The organism is Kutzneria chonburiensis (assembly GCF_028622115.1).
In the GTDB taxonomy this organism is placed as follows: domain Bacteria; phylum Actinomycetota; class Actinomycetes; order Mycobacteriales; family Pseudonocardiaceae; genus Kutzneria; species Kutzneria chonburiensis.
This window is the reverse complement of the sequence record NZ_CP097263.1, coordinates 8,455,442-8,470,827: the sequence shown is the minus strand read 5'-3', so window position 1 is coordinate 8,470,827 and position 15,386 is coordinate 8,455,442. Positions and strand designations below refer to the sequence as shown.

General features: G+C 70.6%; 18 protein-coding genes. 5 read left to right on the top strand and 13 right to left on the bottom strand.

All coding sequences use genetic code 11. The features are described 5' to 3' along the window. Positions 1 to 36: 36 nt before the first annotated feature. From M3Q35_RS39585 to M3Q35_RS39575, 3 genes are all read left to right on the top strand, one after another. Positions 37 to 1,740 carry a DEAD/DEAH box helicase gene (locus tag M3Q35_RS39585; RefSeq protein WP_273937687.1) on the top strand — a complete coding sequence of 568 codons (1,704 nt, stop codon included), beginning with the start codon at positions 37 to 39 and terminating at the stop codon, positions 1,738 to 1,740. Positions 1,741 to 1,745: 5 nt separating this feature from the next. After that, positions 1,746 to 3,131, top strand: coding sequence for an Rv3212 family protein (locus M3Q35_RS39580; protein ID WP_273937686.1), 1,386 nt, complete (start codon positions 1,746 to 1,748; stop codon positions 3,129 to 3,131). 176 nt (positions 3,132 to 3,307) lie between these two features. Then, on the top strand, positions 3,308 to 4,069 hold the full coding sequence (locus M3Q35_RS39575) for an alpha/beta fold hydrolase (protein ID WP_337960522.1): 762 nt from the start codon (positions 3,308 to 3,310) through the stop codon (positions 4,067 to 4,069). A gap of 64 nt (positions 4,070 to 4,133) precedes the next feature. Here M3Q35_RS39575 and M3Q35_RS39570 read toward each other — a convergent pair whose 3' ends face one another. From M3Q35_RS39570 to M3Q35_RS39540, 7 genes are all read right to left on the bottom strand, one after another. Further along, positions 4,134 to 4,439 carry a hypothetical protein gene (locus M3Q35_RS39570; RefSeq protein WP_273937685.1) on the bottom strand — a complete coding sequence of 102 codons (306 nt, stop codon included), beginning with the start codon at positions 4,437 to 4,439 and terminating at the stop codon, positions 4,134 to 4,136. An 8-nt stretch (positions 4,440 to 4,447) separates the two neighbouring features. Then, positions 4,448 to 5,284, bottom strand: coding sequence for a RecB family exonuclease (locus M3Q35_RS39565; protein WP_379794510.1), 837 nt, complete (start codon positions 5,282 to 5,284; stop codon positions 4,448 to 4,450). 16 nt (positions 5,285 to 5,300) lie between these two features. Further along, positions 5,301 to 5,918 carry a MarC family protein gene (locus tag M3Q35_RS39560; protein ID WP_273937684.1) on the bottom strand — a complete coding sequence of 206 codons (618 nt, stop codon included), beginning with the start codon at positions 5,916 to 5,918 and terminating at the stop codon, positions 5,301 to 5,303. Beyond that, entirely contained in the window at positions 5,915 to 6,775 is an 861-nt protein-coding gene (locus M3Q35_RS39555; protein WP_273937683.1) for a PHP domain-containing protein, read from the bottom strand. Before M3Q35_RS39555 ends, M3Q35_RS39560 begins: the two co-directional genes overlap by 4 nt. A 45-nt stretch (positions 6,776 to 6,820) precedes the next feature. Further along, positions 6,821 to 7,477 (bottom strand): class I SAM-dependent DNA methyltransferase, encoded by a 657-nt coding sequence (locus M3Q35_RS39550; protein ID WP_273937682.1) that lies wholly within the window; start codon positions 7,475 to 7,477, stop codon positions 6,821 to 6,823. Positions 7,478 to 7,542: 65 nt separating this feature from the next. Next, positions 7,543 to 8,103 carry a PH domain-containing protein gene (locus M3Q35_RS39545; RefSeq protein ID WP_273937681.1) on the bottom strand — a complete coding sequence of 187 codons (561 nt, stop codon included), beginning with the start codon at positions 8,101 to 8,103 and terminating at the stop codon, positions 7,543 to 7,545. 25 nt (positions 8,104 to 8,128) lie between these two features. Further along, complete coding sequence (locus M3Q35_RS39540; RefSeq protein WP_273937680.1) at positions 8,129 to 8,287, bottom strand: hypothetical protein; 159 nt, start codon at positions 8,285 to 8,287, stop codon at positions 8,129 to 8,131. Between the two features lie 149 nt (positions 8,288 to 8,436). On the opposite strand from M3Q35_RS39540, the gene M3Q35_RS39535 reads away from it, so the two are divergent. Next, complete coding sequence (locus M3Q35_RS39535) at positions 8,437 to 8,859, top strand: NUDIX hydrolase (RefSeq protein WP_273937679.1); 423 nt, start codon at positions 8,437 to 8,439, stop codon at positions 8,857 to 8,859. A 91-nt stretch (positions 8,860 to 8,950) separates the two neighbouring features. Here M3Q35_RS39535 and M3Q35_RS39530 read toward each other — a convergent pair whose 3' ends face one another. Together M3Q35_RS39530 and M3Q35_RS39525 are read right to left on the bottom strand one after the other, a co-directional pair. Beyond that, positions 8,951 to 10,012: a DUF2332 domain-containing protein gene (locus M3Q35_RS39530; protein ID WP_273937678.1), complete on the bottom strand. Its 1,062-nt coding sequence runs from the start codon at positions 10,010 to 10,012 to the stop codon at positions 8,951 to 8,953. 4 nt (positions 10,013 to 10,016) lie between these two features. Further along, positions 10,017 to 10,520 (bottom strand): MaoC family dehydratase, encoded by a 504-nt coding sequence (locus M3Q35_RS39525; RefSeq protein ID WP_043730176.1) that lies wholly within the window; start codon positions 10,518 to 10,520, stop codon positions 10,017 to 10,019. 252 nt (positions 10,521 to 10,772) lie between these two features. Here M3Q35_RS39525 and corA point away from each other — a divergent pair, with 252 nt between their 5' ends. Then, a complete protein-coding gene (gene corA, locus M3Q35_RS39520; protein ID WP_273937676.1) occupies positions 10,773 to 11,858 on the top strand; it encodes a magnesium/cobalt transporter CorA in 1,086 nt (361 codons plus the stop codon). 145 nt (positions 11,859 to 12,003) lie between these two features. Here the strand turns inward: corA and M3Q35_RS39515 are convergent, their stop codons facing one another. The 4 genes from M3Q35_RS39515 to M3Q35_RS39500 all read right to left on the bottom strand — a co-directional run bounded on the left by M3Q35_RS39515 (position 12,004) and on the right by M3Q35_RS39500 (position 15,379). After that, entirely contained in the window at positions 12,004 to 12,480 is a 477-nt protein-coding gene (locus tag M3Q35_RS39515) for a DUF2332 family protein (RefSeq protein ID WP_273937675.1), read from the bottom strand. Then, positions 12,435 to 13,058, bottom strand: coding sequence for a DUF2332 domain-containing protein (locus M3Q35_RS39510; protein ID WP_273937674.1), 624 nt, complete (start codon positions 13,056 to 13,058; stop codon positions 12,435 to 12,437). Before M3Q35_RS39510 ends, M3Q35_RS39515 begins: the two co-directional genes overlap by 46 nt. A gap of 74 nt (positions 13,059 to 13,132) precedes the next feature. Next, entirely contained in the window at positions 13,133 to 14,098 is a 966-nt protein-coding gene (locus M3Q35_RS39505; protein WP_273937672.1) for a hypothetical protein, read from the bottom strand. A gap of 96 nt (positions 14,099 to 14,194) precedes the next feature. After that, a complete protein-coding gene (locus M3Q35_RS39500; RefSeq protein ID WP_273937671.1) occupies positions 14,195 to 15,379 on the bottom strand; it encodes an ABC transporter ATP-binding protein in 1,185 nt (394 codons plus the stop codon). Between the last annotated feature and the right edge of the window lie 7 nt (positions 15,380 to 15,386).

Below are 15,386 nucleotides of genomic sequence, written 5' to 3'. Positions count from 1 at the left end.
ACGCCCGTGCCGTGGTCGAGCGGCCCAGCCAGGCCGGTGCGCGCTGGTACGAGAGAGGCGATCACTCTGACCGTCAGCAACAACACCCGGCTCGATCCGGTGACGCTGGAGCACAGCGAGGCCGGCCAGCCCGAGGTCGACACGTCCCATCCGCTCACCGCCGGCGCCCCCGTGCGCACCGAGGCGCCGAAGTTCTCCGAGCTGGGAGTACGCGAGGAGATCGTGCGCGCGCTGGCCGAGGCCGGTATCGAACGCACGTTCGCGATCCAGGAGCTCACGCTGCCGATCGCGCTGGCCGGCGATGACGTCATCGGCCAGGCGCGGACCGGCACCGGCAAGACCCTCGGCTTCGGCGTGCCGCTGCTCCAGCGCATCGTCACGCCGGCCGACGGCGTGCCGCAGGCGCTGGTCGTGGTGCCGACCCGCGAGCTGTGCCTCCAGGTCACGCACGACATCACCGACGCCGGCAAGCACCTCGGCGTCCGCGTCGAGGCCATTTACGGCGGCCGCCCGTACGAGCCGCAGATCGCGTCCCTGCGCAAGGGCGTCGACGTGGTCGTCGGCACGCCGGGCCGGCTGCTGGACCTGGCCGAGCAGCGCCACCTGGTGCTGGGCAAGGTCCGCAACCTGGTGCTCGACGAGGCCGACGAGATGCTCGACCTGGGCTTCCTGCCCGACATCGAGCGCATCCTGCGGATGGTGCCGGACGAGCGGCAGACCATGCTGTTCTCGGCGACCATGCCCGGTCCGATCATCAAGCTGGCCCGCACCTTCCTCACCAGGCCGACGCACATCCGGGCCGAGGAGAACGACGCCGGCGCCATCCACGAGCGCACCAAGCAGTTCGTCTACCGGGCGCACTCGCTGGACAAGGGCGAGGTGATCGCCCGCGTGCTCCAGGCCCGCGAGCGCGGCCTGACGATGATCTTCACGAAGACCAAGCGGACCGCCCAGAAGATCTCCGACGACCTGGTCGAGCGCGGTTTCGCCAGTGCGGCCGTGCACGGTGACCTGGGCCAGGGCGCGCGTGAGCAGGCGCTGCGCGCGTTCCGCTCCGGCAAGGTCGACGTGCTGGTCGCCACCGACGTCGCCGCCCGCGGCATCGACGTCGAAGGTGTGACGCATGTCATCAACTACCAGTGCCCCGAGGACGAGAAGACCTACGTGCACCGGATCGGCCGCACCGGTCGGGCCGGCCGCGAGGGCGTGGCCGTCACCCTGGTCGACTGGGACGAGGAGCCGCGCTGGAAGTCCATCTCGGACGCGCTCGGCCTGAACATCCCCGAGCCGGTGGAGACGTACTCGACGTCCGACCACCTGTTCACCGACCTGGACGTGCCGACCGACGTGACCGGCCGGCTGCCGCTGAGCCAGCGCACCCGCGCCGGCCTGGCCGCCGAGGTCGAGGAGGACCTGTCCGGCGGCAAGAAGTCGCGTTCGCGCAGCCGCCGCGGCCGTACCGGCGCGTCGGCGTCGCGCCCGGCCGGCCAGGCTCAGGCCGGCGGTGACGGCGAGGAGACCGAGTCCAAGCCGCGCCGCAAGCGGACCCGTACCCGCACCCGCGGTGGCGTCGCCGCCCAGGGCGGCGAGGCGGCTCCGGCCGACGAGCCGCAGGCCAGCAGCGACGACGCGGCCAAGTCGGACCGGCCGCGCCGGGTGCGCCGCCGTCGCCGTGCCGGCGCCGATGTGGCGGCGGGCGACCAGGCCAACACGGGCGACACGGAGCGTTCGGCAGACTAAGGCCCGTGGAGAGCCCCGAGCAGAGCGCACCCGTGGCCGCCGAGGTCGAGGAAGACGTGCTCGACGAGTCCGTCGAGCACGTCCAGCCACCGGCGCCGGCGGCCCCGCGCACGCGGTTCCGACGCAAGCGCGACTACGCCGTGGTCGTGCTGATCGTGCTGGTCGTGGCCGGTGTCGCCACCTTCTGGTGGCGCAACAGCGACGCCGCCGCCACCACCTCGGTGACCAACGCCGACACCAGCCTCACGGTGCCGCCGAAGCCGGCCAAGGTGCCGGCCGAGTTCAAGCAGCTGTGGCAGGCCCGCAGCGGCTCGACCACCGATCCGGTGATCGTCGGCCCGACCGTCGTCACCGGCGACAAGCACGTCGTGACCGGGCACGATCCGGTGACCGGGGCCTCGCGCTGGAGCTACGACCGCGGCAACGTCGACCTGTGCACGGTGACCGCGGCCTGGGGCAAGGCCGTCGCGGTCTACCACAAGACGCACAACTGCTCCGAGGTCACCGAGCTGGACGGCGTGACCGGCAAGCGCGGCGCGCAGCGCAACGGCGACGCCGAGCTCGGCACGCAGCTCATGGGCGACAGCACCTACCTGTCCACCAGCGGCACCAAGATCATCGACACCTGGCGCTCCGACCTGGTGCAGACCCAGCAGTACGGCACCGTGACCGCGCAGGTGAACCACGACAAGCAGCCCCGGCTGAACTGCGTGTACAGCTCGGAAATGGCCGGCCCGAACCTGCTCGGCGTGATCGAGCGCTGCCCCGACGAGCAGTACAACCGGTTCACCCTGCTGCGTCCGGGCGGCACCGAGGGCGACGGCGAGAAGCCGAACGTGCTGTTCAGCGTGCAGGTGCCAGGCGACGGCGGCCGCATCGTGGCGCTGACCGAGCAGCGTTCGGCCATCGCGCTGCCCAACCCGAGCCGGCTGGTGATCTGGAACAGCACGGGCTCCCAGGTCGAGACCGTGCCGCTGGCCGGCGTCGACCTGGCCGCCGTGCCGAACTCGGTTGTCCAGCCGACGGTGGCGCTGACCTGCATCCAGACCCCGGACCAGAACGGCACGTGCGAGCCCAACAGCTGGAGCACGACCAACTCGGTCGGGGTCCGCCTGATCACCTGGTTCACCGGCAGCAAGACGATCGCGCTGTCCGGCACCACCCTTGATCCACTGTGGACCGTCGACGGCTCGTTCGGGCCCGGAACGGTCTACGCGGACCGGGTTCTGGTGCCGGTGCCGGGCGGGCTGGCCGTGGTCGACCCGGCCAACGGCAACCGCGGTCCGGACGTGAAGGTGGACCGCAAGGGCTACCAGGGCCAGGTGCGGCTGGCCACGCTGGGCGACGTGCTGGTGGAGCAGCGCGGCGACACGCTCGTCGCGATGCGCTGATCCGGTACTACACGCCGACGGCGGCGGTGCGGCAGACTCCCAGCCATGAGTGCCGCGCCACCGTCCCAGCTGACCCCCAACCGCGCCGGCCGGGTCGACCTGCCCGGTCGGTACGGACCGATCGCCGCGCTGCGGGCCCCGCCGCCGGCACGGACCTCGGCGCGACGGCGCTGCTGGTGCCCGGCTACACCGGGTCCAAGGAGGACTTCGCACCGCTGGTCGACCCGATCGCCGATGCCGGCATCGAGGTGCTGGCCATCGACCTGCCCGGCCAGTACGAGTCGCCGGGCCCGGACCAGGAGTCGTCCTACCGGCCGACGGCGCTGGGCACCGTGCTGGCCGACCTGGTGGCCAAGATCGCCGCCGACGGGCGGCGGGTGCTGCTGCTCGGCCACTCCTACGGCGGCCTGGTGGTGCGGGCCGCGGTGCTGGCCCACGCGCCGGTGACCGGGTTGACGCTGATGGACTCCGGGCCGGCCGAGCTGCCGCCGGGTGACCGCCGCAGTGCCCTGGACTCCGGCGAGACGATCCTGCGTGAGCACGGCGTGGAGGCCGCGCACCAGGTGCTGGAGTCTCGCGCGGCCGAGGATCCCGGCTGGGCCGACATGCCGGTCGAGCTCAAGGAGTTCCGGCGCAAGCGGTTCCTGCGCTCCGCGCCGGCCGGGCTGCTCGGCATGGCCGACGGACTGCGCTACGAGCCGGACCTGGTGACCAAGCTGGCCGCCGCGCTGCGCACCGCCGGCTCCTCGGCCCTGGTGATCTGCGGCGAGCAGGACGACGCGTGGTCGGTGGCTTCGCAGCGGGACATGGCCGATCGTCTGGACGCCGACTTCGCCGTGGTCACCGGCGCGAAGCACTCCCCCAACACCGAGAACCCCGACGGCCTGCTCGCCACCATCCTCCCCACCTGGCGCGCCTGGCTGGCCGACACCCCCTAGGTTTGGAAGGGGCCTTCCTGCACTCGGAGTGGAGGAAGGCCCCCTTCCAAGCGTCAAAACTGGTTCAGGACCACCAGAAGAGCCATAACGTGACGGCGGCGTCGAGGACTACGGCCAGCGAGGCCAGGGCGGAGACGCCGCCGCGACGGCGGTCGGCGAACCGTTGCAGCAGCACGGCGATCGCCGCGGCCAGCGCGTGCGCGGCGACCGCGCCCCAGCCGAAACCGGGATATCCCTGGAGCTGGAAGAAGATCTGCGACGACAGCACGGCCAGGAACAGCAGGACCACGCACGCCGCGACCGCACCACTGGTGCCGCGCAGCACGCTGCGTCGATACGTCTTTGCCGGCTCGGTCATCGTTTCCGTCACGTCACCTCCTACGGCGCGAGCATCGACCACGGTTCGAGCTCCTCGGCCACCGCGCCGCCCTCCGGGCAGCTGCGCCGGAAGTCGCACCACGAGCACTGCCGGCCCGGCTGCGGTGGGAACAGGATGTCGGGATCGCCGCCCGCGGCCAACGTGTCGCCGGCCACCGTCAGTTCGTCGGCGCTCTCCTCGGCGCGGGCGACGTGCCGGGCGAGCGAGTCGTCGGTGTGCTCCCATGCTGCCACCGAGCGCGTCGGCAGGTGGTGAAGCTCGACCCGATGGCACTGCTTGCGCAACGTGCGACGGGCCGCGATCGCATACAGGGCAAGGGCTTGCGAGCCACGGGCGTCGTCGGTGGACAGCGCGTGGCGGCCGGTCTTGTAGTCCACGATGACCAGTTCGCCGTCGCGCACGTCGATCCGGTCGACCCGGCCCTCGGCGATGATTCGCCCGGCCGGCGCGGAAACCCAGCGCTCGAGGCCGATCGGATCGTCGCTCACGTCCGTGTCCTCGACGTAGTGCGCGACCCACTCCCTTGCCCGGTCACGGTAAAGCGCCTGCTGGTCGACGTCGCGGAAGCCGTCGCCCTTCCAGTTGCGGGTGACCAGGGCCGCCGCCTGCTCGGGTGTTCGCCGCTCCAGCGGCAGGTCGAAGAACGCCCGCAGGGCGTTGTGCACCACCGCGCCGAGGGTGTTGTGCGCCCAGCCGCCGGCCTTGGGCGGCGTCGGCCGGTCAAGGTAGTTCATCCGGTAGCGGCGTCGGCAGTCCGTCCAGGTGGCGAGCTTGGCCGGCGTGACGCGCACCAGCTTGGGCGGCATGGACTCGAACAGTCCGAGCTGATCTGGCACCAACCCACCGTAGCGGTCACACCGCGCCGTTGATGAACCCCTTCACCGACTCGGCCACCAGCTGCACCGCGATGGCCGCCAGCAGCAGACCGGCGATCTTGGCCACCAGCACGATGCCGCTGTCCTTGATCAGCCGGATGACCAGGCCGGAGTACCGCAGCACCAGGTAGTTGATCAGGTGCACGGTCAGGATCGCCGCGGCCAATGCGAGGTAGCTGGCGATCTGTCCGTTGGCCTGCCGTACGAACACGATCGTCGCGGCGATGGCGCCGGGCCCGGCCAGCAGCGGCGTGCCCAGCGGCACCAGCGCGATGTTGACGTCCTCGACCGCCTCCGGCTGGCTGGTGCCCTTGCCCGTCAACAGATCCAGCGCGATCAGCAACAGCAGTAAACCGCCGGCGCCCTGCAGCGCCGGGATGCCGATGCCGAGGTAGGACAGGATGGCCTCGCCGCCGATGGCGAAGGCCGAGATCACGCCCAGCGACACCAGCACGCCTTGCCGCGCCGCCTTGTTGCGTGACTCGCGGCTGCGCCGGCCGACCAGGCTGAGGAAGACCGGGATGTTGCCGGTCGGGTCCATGATCACGGTCAGCGTGATGGTGGCCGTGAGGTAGAGCGTGACGTTGAAGATCACCCGGTGACCACCTGGCTTCCGCTCGCCTTGTCGACGAGCGCGTCCAGCATGTCGGGCGCGGTCGTCTCCTGTCCGAGCCTGACGACCTTGTTCGTGCCGTGGTAGTCGCTCGACCCGGTGACGACCAGCGACAGGTCGGCGGCCAGCGCCCGCAGCCGGTCCCGGGTCGGCCGGTCGTGGTCGGGGTGGTCGATCTCGATGCCGGACAGGCCGCGGTCGGCCAGGTCGGCGATCACCGAGGCCGTCACGATCGGGCCCCGCGAGCTGGCGAACGGGTGGGCCAGCACCGTCACGCCGCCGGCGTCGGCGATCATGTCGATCGCCGTCTCGACCAGCGTGTCCGTACGGGGCGCGTGGTACCGGCTGCCGGTGCCGAGGTACTTGGCGAACGCCTCGTCGACCGTGCGGACGACGCCGGCCCGGATCAGAGCCTGGGCCAGGTGGGGCCGGCCGCCGGGCGAGTCCGCCGGCAGCCGGCCCATCACGTCGTCGGGGTCGACGGCGAAGCCGTCGGCCGCCATCTTCTCGGCCATCCGCCGCAGCCGGGCCCGGCGCTCCGCCCGCAGCCGGCTCTGTTCGACCTTCAGCGCGGACGACTCGCTGTCGAACAGGTAGGCCAGCAGGTGCACCGTGCAGGTGCCGCCGCGCCCGTCCGGCGACTCGCACGACAGCTCCGCGCCCCGGATCAGCCGCATGCCCGGCGGCACCGCCGCGGCCGCCTCCGCCCAGCCCGCCGTCGTGTCGTGGTCCGTGATCGCCACGGCATCGAGGCCCGCGGCGGCCGCGGCCGCCATCAGCTCCGTCGGCGAGTCGGTGCCGTCGGAGCAGGACGTGTGGGCATGCAGGTCAATGGGCACCCGCACAGTCTCGCTGACGCCCGCGCCAACTGCCTGCGACCCCGGTCACCCCGTCCGCTTGGCCACCAGAATGACGCCGGGCCCGCTGAACTCGTCGCGGGGCAGCCGGAGGTCGGCGGTGATGCTCAGGCCGGTCTGCTCGATCACGGCAGCGAGCTGGTCGGGCTGCCAGCGGTACGTGGTCCAGTTGACCGGGACGCCGCCGTAGCACTCGGTCCGCTGGACCTCGCCGTCGCCGACGTGCGTGCCGATGATGAACTGGCCACCGGGCACCAGGGCCTTGGCGTAGTTGGCCACCACCTCGGCCAGCACCTCACGGGGCAGGTTGAACATCGACCACCAGCCCATCAGCCCGCCGTACGAGGCCTCGGCCAGCTCCAGCTCGGTCGACGAGCCGACGCTGAACCGGCACTCGGGATGCAGCTGGCGGGCGTGCTCGATCATGCGCGGCGACAGGTCGACGCCGGAGACGTCCACGCCGCGCTCGGCCAGGTAGGCCGTCACGGTGCCGGGCCCGCAACCCACGTCGAGCACGGGACCGAGGCCGCGGACCGCGTCGGCGAACACGTCCAGGGCGGCCAGCAGCCAGGGATGGCGCCGGATGTCGCCCATGCCGTCGTTCTTGAGCATCTCGACGTAGTTGTCGGCCACACGGTCGTAGGAGTCGCGCACGGCGTCGAGGTCGGCCGGAGAGGTGGGCATGGCCGCGACCCTAGGGCAAAAACAGAGGCCCCGATCACGGATCGGGGCCTCTGCCTAAAGCCTTGTCACGGCACCATCTTCTTGCCGCGGGCGGCGCGTTGCGCCTTGATCATGGAGAACCGTTCGGCCTGGGCCTTCTTGTCCCCGAACACCAGTTCCGAGATGGCGTCGTAGACCTCTTCCGGCCGGGGCAGGTACTCGATCTTGTTGAGCGCCTGGATCTGGCCGGCCGACTCCACGATCAAGGTCCCGTAGCCGAACATGCGGCCGCCGAGACTTCGCTCGTAGGTCAGGTCGGTGACCTTGGTGACCGGCATCATGGCCACCTTGGTCACGAACACACCGCTGGTGATCATGAAGCGCTTGTCGGTGACCACGATCCGCTCGACCCACCACTCGATGACGAAGTAGGCGAACCGCAGCAGCACCAGCAGCGCCGCGTACCACAGGATGTTCTGGAAGACCGCCGCGTCGGACGGCAGCAGGTGCGAGATCAGCACCGCGCCCGTCAGCAGCGCCGCCGCCTCGAAGATGTCCCAGAGCAGTGTGGCCCAGTGCCGACGCACCCGGATGACCCTGCGCTCGGTGCCGAGCAGATACTCGTCTGGATCCCTGGGTGCGAACACGTACGCGTTCTCCTCCCGCCGGGTGCTAGAACAGGTTCTGCACGAAACTGATCAGCGCCTCGGCCCCACCACGAAGTGTGCCGAGCACATTGTGCACCAGACCGGCCGCCTGCGTGGGGGCGCTCACAAGGAAGAAGAGCACCAGCGCAACGCCGGCCCAGATCAGCAGCTTCTTCAGGTTCACGGCGACCAACCCCGTCCAAGTACTTTCCGCAGCCTTCAACACCCTCGCTGCACAAGGTTGTACCGCACCGAGGTTCGCTTCGGGAGGTTTGTACTGCGCTCGGGTCAGCGCTCGTCGCACGGGGCGGAAAGTCGCTACGCTCCGTGTTCATGGTCTCTGATGACGCACAGCGTACCCGCTGCGTCGGCGGAATCGCACACGACCCGCAGGGCCGACTTTTGCTCGTTAAGCGCGGCAAACCGCCAGGTCAGGGCTTGTGGTCCATCCCAGGCGGCCGAGTGGAGCACGGCGAGTCCGACGAGCGGGCGGTCGAGCGTGAGCTACTGGAGGAAACCGGACTCAGAGTCATCGTCGGTCACCTGATCGGAACGGTGGTCCGTCCAGCTCCGGTGGGCGTTTTCGACATCCATGACTACTCCTGCCAGGCATTAGCCGGACCGCTCCGGCCGGGCGACGACGCGGCCGACGCGGCCTGGGTCGATGCCGAGACCTTCGCCACACTCGAACGCCGCAACCTCCTCACGGAGGGTCTCGCCGCCGCCCTGACCTCGTGGAACGTCCTCCCCAGATGATCACTACATGATCAACAGCGCGAGAGTGTGCGGTCACCGGAAGAACTGCCCGAAAGCACCAATATCGACTACGGCGACCACGCTGCGGGTGTCACCCGGCCGGTGGCAACCACTCCAGCCGCTGGCCGTGCCGCCCGGTCCGGGCCAGCGCCTGAGCCTGGGGTTGCCCGTCAAGCCATCGGACCACACCGAGCAGCCCCTCCCCCGGTTCACCCGGAAGATCAACGCGTCCCGGCATCAGCACGTGCAGCCCCGACTCGTACGGCTCGTCGCTCGCCCACCACAACGGCCGGCCGGCGGCCAGCTTGCCCAGCGCGGCCACGTACTCGCCGGCCCGCTCGCCCAGCCGCAGCCCGCTGTCCACCACGACCAGCGGCAGCTCGTCGGGCAGCCGACCGGCCGCGTCGGCCAGCCCGTCCACCGGGTCGCCGGCCACCAGCTCCGGCGCCTCCTTGGCCAGCATCGCCGCCGCCACGCCCAGCGAACGCACCCGCTCCGGCTGGTCGGCCCACACGCAGGCCTCCAGCCAGGCGAACTCGTCCGGGTCGTCGGCGTCGATGGGATGCGCGTCCAGCCCGACCTTGGCCTTGACCGCCAGCTTCTTGGGCAGCGTCGGCGGCTCCCCGCCGAGCACGCAGTGCAGGCCGAGCGGCGTCTTGGTCGGGCCGGCGACGAACTGCCCGGCCGCGCCGACCTGGTAGCGGTAGCCGAACTTGTCCATCAGCAGCAGGAAGCCGGCGCACGAGCCGACGGTCAGCAGCGCGATCGGCCCACGGGCCTGCTTGGCCGCCAGCGCCACCGCCGGATACAGCAGCGCGGCCCTGCGCACGTCGTCCGTACGCAAGGAGCGCTCCGCCACCAGCGCGCGGACCCGGTCGGCCCGTTCCAGCACGAACTGCCGCCACAGCGGCCACGTGCCGTCGTCCGGGCCGGAGGCGCCGCCGAGCGTGGCGTAGTAGGCCGACAGCGGATGGATCGGCTCGGCCTGCACCAGCCGGTGCACCGCGGCCAGCAGCAGCTCGGGGTCCCGGTCGCCGAGCAGCGCCGCCACCTCGTCGTCCTCGGCCGCGTTGGAAGCCAGCAGCTGGTAGAGCGGGGACACCGCGGCGGCGTCCCCCTCGGCGAACTCCCGGAGCCGGGCCCGCGCCTTCACCGCACTACAGCTTCGGCTCGGGACGGCCGGGCTGCTCGCCGCCACGGCTGTCGCCGTAGGAGCGCTTGGGCACCATGACCTTGCGCCGGTACACGCACACCACCGTCCCGTCCTGCTTGTAGCCGCGGGTCTCGACGTACACGATGCCGCGGTCGTCCTTGGACTTGGACGGAGTCTTGTCCAACACCTCGGACTCGCCGTAGATGGTGTCGCCGTGGAAGGTCGGCGCGATGTGCCGCAGCGACTCGACCTCCAGGTTGGCGATGGCCTTGCCGGAGATGTCCGGCACCGACATGCCCAGCAGCAGCGAGTAGATGTAGTTGCCCACCACCACGTTCTTGCCGAAATCGGTGGTCTCGCCCGCGTAGTGCGCGTCCATGTGCAGCGGGTGGTGGTTCATGGTCAGCAGGCAGAACAGGTGGTCGTCGTACTCGGTGACCGTTTTGCCCGGCCAGTGCTTGTAGACCGCGCCGACCTCGAACTCCTCGAAATAACGCCCGAACTGCACGTCCACCTCCAGGTGTGGCCCGGACCTCGGTGGCCGGGGACGACAGTGTGGCCCGGCGAGGAGTAGTCTCTGCAACGGTGTGTGAGCGACTCCACCGCTCCCGCTGTCGACCTTAGGAGGTGAGGGACGCCAGATGTCCAGTGCCAGTAGTAGGTTCCGCGTCCCCGCCGCCCAGGTTCAGCCTTTCGTGTAGCAAGCCTGGCCGGCCTGGACGCGTTCGCTCTTGTTGGACCGTCCATCACTGGAGGCCGTATGCCCAGCCTGCCCTCGTTCAGCGGTCTGCGCGGTCGGTCCGCCCGCACCAACGGGCGGGTCGCGCCGCCCGTCCCAGTGCCCCTGTCGGCGTACGTCGTCGACTGCGGCGTGTACATCGACGGAAAGCGCCTGCCCGGGCGCTGGACGCACACCGACGCCGTGCGCGAGGTCCGCAAGCGCCGCGAGGGCTTCGTCTGGATCGGCCTGTACGAGCCGGACGAGGAGCAGATCCAGGGCGTGGCCGACACGTTCGGGCTGCACGAGCTGGCCGTGGAGGACGCGGTGCAGGCGCATCAGCGGCCCAAGCTGGAGCGCTACGACGACACGCTGTTCATGGTGCTCAAGACCGTGCACTACATCGAGCACGACTCACCGGACACTGCCAACGAGATCGTCGAGACCGGCGAGCTGATGGTGTTCCTGGGCAAGGACTTCGTGGTCACGGTGCGGCACGGCAAGCACGCCGGCGTCGGCACGCTGCGCCGGCAGCTGGAGGACGACCCGGAGCGCCTGTCCATGGGCCCGTCCGCGGTGCTGCACGCCATCGCCGACATGGCGGTGGACTCCTACCTCGCGGTGACCGAGGCCATCGAGGACGACATCGACGAGATGGAGGTGCAGGTCTTCGCACCGCGCACCGCCGTCGACTCCGAGCAGATCTACCTGATGAAGCGGGAAGTCCTCGAGCTGCGCCGCGCGGTGATGCCGCTGGCGGTGCCGCTGCGCCGGCTGTCCGAGGGCTACATCACACTGGTGCCGGAGGAGGTCCGTTCCTACTTCCGGGACGTCGAGGACCACCTGACCACGGTGTCCGAGCACATCGCCAGCTTCGACGAGCTGCTCAGCACGCTGATCGACGCCGCGCTGGCCAAGATCACGCTCCAGCAGAACACGGACATGCGCAAGATCACCGCATGGGCCGCCATCATCTCGGTGCCGACCATGATCGCCGGCATCTACGGCATGAACTTCGAGGACATGCCGGAACTGCACTGGCGTTTCGGGTACCCGATCATCATCGGCGTCATCATCCTGAGCTGCCTGCTGCTCTACCGAATACTCCGTCGCAACCGCTGGCTGTAGCCCTCACCCTTCCGAGCGACCGGAGACTCGTCATGTCCAAGATCCTGACCAACCCGCTGTTCTGGGTGCTGACCGCGGTCCTGCTGTGGCTGGCCACGATCACCCTGATCATCGCCCGCCAGAACTGATCGTCCACTGAGGACGGTCAGCTCCACGGCTGTTCGGCCCAGGTGAACGGCAGGCCGTGGCCCCAGCCGTGGCCCAACCGCACCGAAAGCCCCAGCGGCCACAGCTTCAGCAGCAACTCGAAGGTTCCGTTGGACCGCCGCGGCTCGAACACGAGCAGCCCGAGCGGACTGCTCTCGGAGGCCCTGGCCGCGGCGTCGGCCAGGGCGGCGCGGCCCCGTTCCCGTTGCGCCGGCGAGGCGTACTGCCACATCACCGAATGCCACACCACGGTCAGCACGCCCTCGGGCAGCTTGGCCAACTGGCGTTCCAGCCACTCCGAGCCGTCGGCCCGCTCCACGGCCACGGGATCGGTCTGTGCCAAGCGGATCGCCGCCCGCAGCCGCTGCATCCGGGCCACCATGTCCGCCCAGACGTACGAGGACAGGCGCAGTTGGCCGGCCGTTGTCGTCACGTCGACCGGGTGCGTGTCGCAGCCGGCGCGGCTGTCCAGCACGAGGGTCGGCTCAGGTCGGCCGGCGGCCGGCCCGTCCACTCCGGGTCCAGTTGCAGCGCGCTGTCCGGATCCCCGAGCACGGTCCCGTCGGCCAACCGATAGGCGACCTTGTGCGGACGCAGGTTCAGGCCGCCGCTGGCGCCGACCTCCAACTGCCGCACCGGCAATCCGCCGACCCGTTCCGAAGCCACCAGCAGCCCGCCGTACAGCGGACCGTTGCGGCCGGGTTCGTTGGTCTGCACGGCATTCGCACGCACCAGCTGCCGCACCTCGGCCTCGCGCTCCTTGAGCACGGCCTCCGCCGCCGGCCACAACTCCGACAGCCGCAGCTCGCCGCCGACACTCGGGTACAGCGCCGCCAGATCGGGCGCACGGCCGTCCAGCACCAGGTGATGCAGCGCGGCGGCAAAGCGCAGCCCCGGCACGGTGCCCGGGCGATCCCGTTCCGAGCCGGCCATCACGCGTGTGGTGACGCCGCCCGCGTCCAGGTCGTCGGCGGCGGCGTTGAGCAGCCCGTGGGTCAGCGGACTGCCGGGCAGGCACGAGGCGGAGATGTCGCGGAAGAGCTTGGCCAGCACACCGTGCACGCTAGCCGGTCACCGGCCGGCGGTCATCGCGAAAGTCCTTGCTTTCCCCGCAAGTCACCCGACGGTCAGCGTGATACCTCCGGCAGTGGACGGACGTGGTTCATCACGCGGTCCGCGTAGTTGTCGAGCAGCCGGGTACCCACCTGCTGCGAGTAGCCCAGCAGCGCCGACCACAGCAGCAGCGCCGCCTGCGACGTGATGCAGGTCAGCCCTTCGGCCACGCCGGCGCTGAGCGCGAGCACGCCGATCACCGCCAGCGCCGAGCCGAGCAGCATCTTGATGATCGCCTGGTAGCCGATCAGCACGTACGGGGACAGGCTCGGCCGTCGCCGCAGCAGCAGGACCACCGCCGCGACCATGGCCCCGAACGCCCCGAGCAGCTGTACCAGCCAGACGTCCAGCGGCCCCGGCGTCTTGGCCCCGGTAGCGCAGGCCTGGATCTTCAGGTCCTCGGGCAGGTGGGCGCACATCGGCAGGAACTCCGGCCGCAGCAAGCCGACCAGCCCCAACGCCGTGTTCACCACGAACAGCAGCACCGCCGCGGCGACCATCTTGTTGCGCAGGGCCCGAGCCGCCGCGTGGGCGTCGTCGGAGGCGTCGAAGGCCGCCCGCAGCGCGTCGACCACCACCACGCGGTCAGCGGTGCCGGCCGGGCGTCCCGGCTGGAGCGTGTCGAGGGCCTGGCGGCGCAGGTCGTCCTCCGGCAGGTACGCCGCGACCCGCTGGCGCAGGCTCGGCATCCGGCCGGCCAGGTCCGGCAGCGCCGCCTCGGTGCAGACCTCGGCCTCGTGCAGGGCCCGCCACGCCCGTTCGATGTGCCAGCCCGACCACCACGACGCCGGCAGCCGCCACCAGCGCTCACGGTGCTCCAGCACTCGGTCGACCACGGCCAGCGACTCGGCCGCCGAGCGGCGTTCCCGCTCCGTGCCGGCGCTGCCGTCCAGCTCGGCCAGGTCGGCCCGGGTCCTTCTGGCCCGGGCCTCCACCGTGAGCTGCCAGTCCGTCAGCCGGGCCCGGTCACCGATCGCCATGTGGATCACCCCACCCCGATGGTCGCACCGGGACCAATCGGAAATCAGCGGCCAACCGGGGCTTTCCTCTTCGAGGAAAGCCCCGGTCAGCGGCACTTAATCGGCCATATAGGTGAGGTTTGCTCCAGAAGTGGGGTCGAACAGCTGCACCTGGTCGGCGTCGAACCAGAACTTCGTCGGCTGCCCTTCGGCCACGGTCGAGGCCGCGGACAGCCGCGTGACGACCTGGCTGCCCGCGTCCGGCACACCGGCGGAGCCCGCGTCGGCCGCCAGGTCGGCCAGGTCACTCGCGTGCGCCTCGCCGCCTTCCACGGAGAAGTAGGCGTACTTCTCCGCGCCCATCGACTCCAGCACCTCCACGTGCGCGTCGAAGGTCGTGCCGCGGGCCAGCGCCGCCGGGTCGACCAGGACGGCGTCCTCGAAGTGCTCCGGCCGCACGCCCATGATCACGTCACGCGGCGCGGCGGCCGCCTCGGCCGCCCGCCGGACCCGGTCGGTCAGCGTGACCTGGCCCAACGGCGTGGCCAGCGCGCCGTTCTCGAGTGTCGCCGGCAGGAAGTTCATCGACGGGGCGCCGATGAAGCCGGCCACGAACAGGTTCGCCGGGTGGTCGTAGAGGAACTGCGGGGCACCGATCTGTTGCACGACACCGCCACGCAACACCACCACCCGGTCGCCGAGGGTCATCGCCTCGGTCTGGTCGTGCGTGACGTACACCGTGGTGGTGCCCAGCTGTTTCTGCAGCCGTGACACCGAGGTGCGCATCTGCCCGCGCAGCTTGGCGTCCAAATTGGACAGTGGCTCGTCCATCAGGAAGGCCTTGGGGCTGCGGACGATCGCCCGCCCCATCGCCACCCGCTGGCGTTGCCCGCCGGACAGGTTGGCCGGGCGGCGGTCCAGGTGCGCGGTCAGGTCGAGGATCTGCGCCGCCTCCTCCACCTTGGCCTTCACCGCCGCATTGTCCATTTTGGCCAGTCGCAGCGGAAAGGCCATGTTCTCCCGCACGGTCATGTGCGGGTAGAGCGCGTAGGACTGGAACACCATGGCGATGTCCCGGTCCTTGGGCGCCCGCTCGTTCATCCGCTGCCCGCCGATGCGCAGCTCGCCGCCGGTGATGTCCTCCAACCCGGCGATCATGTTGAGCGTGGTCGACTTGCCGCAGCCCGACGGCCCGACCAGGATGACGAACTCGCCGTCGGCGATCTCGATGTTCACCTCGGACACCGCCAGCGCGCCGTCCGGGTACCGCTTGCTCACCTTGTCCAGCACGATCTCGGCCATCGCGGCC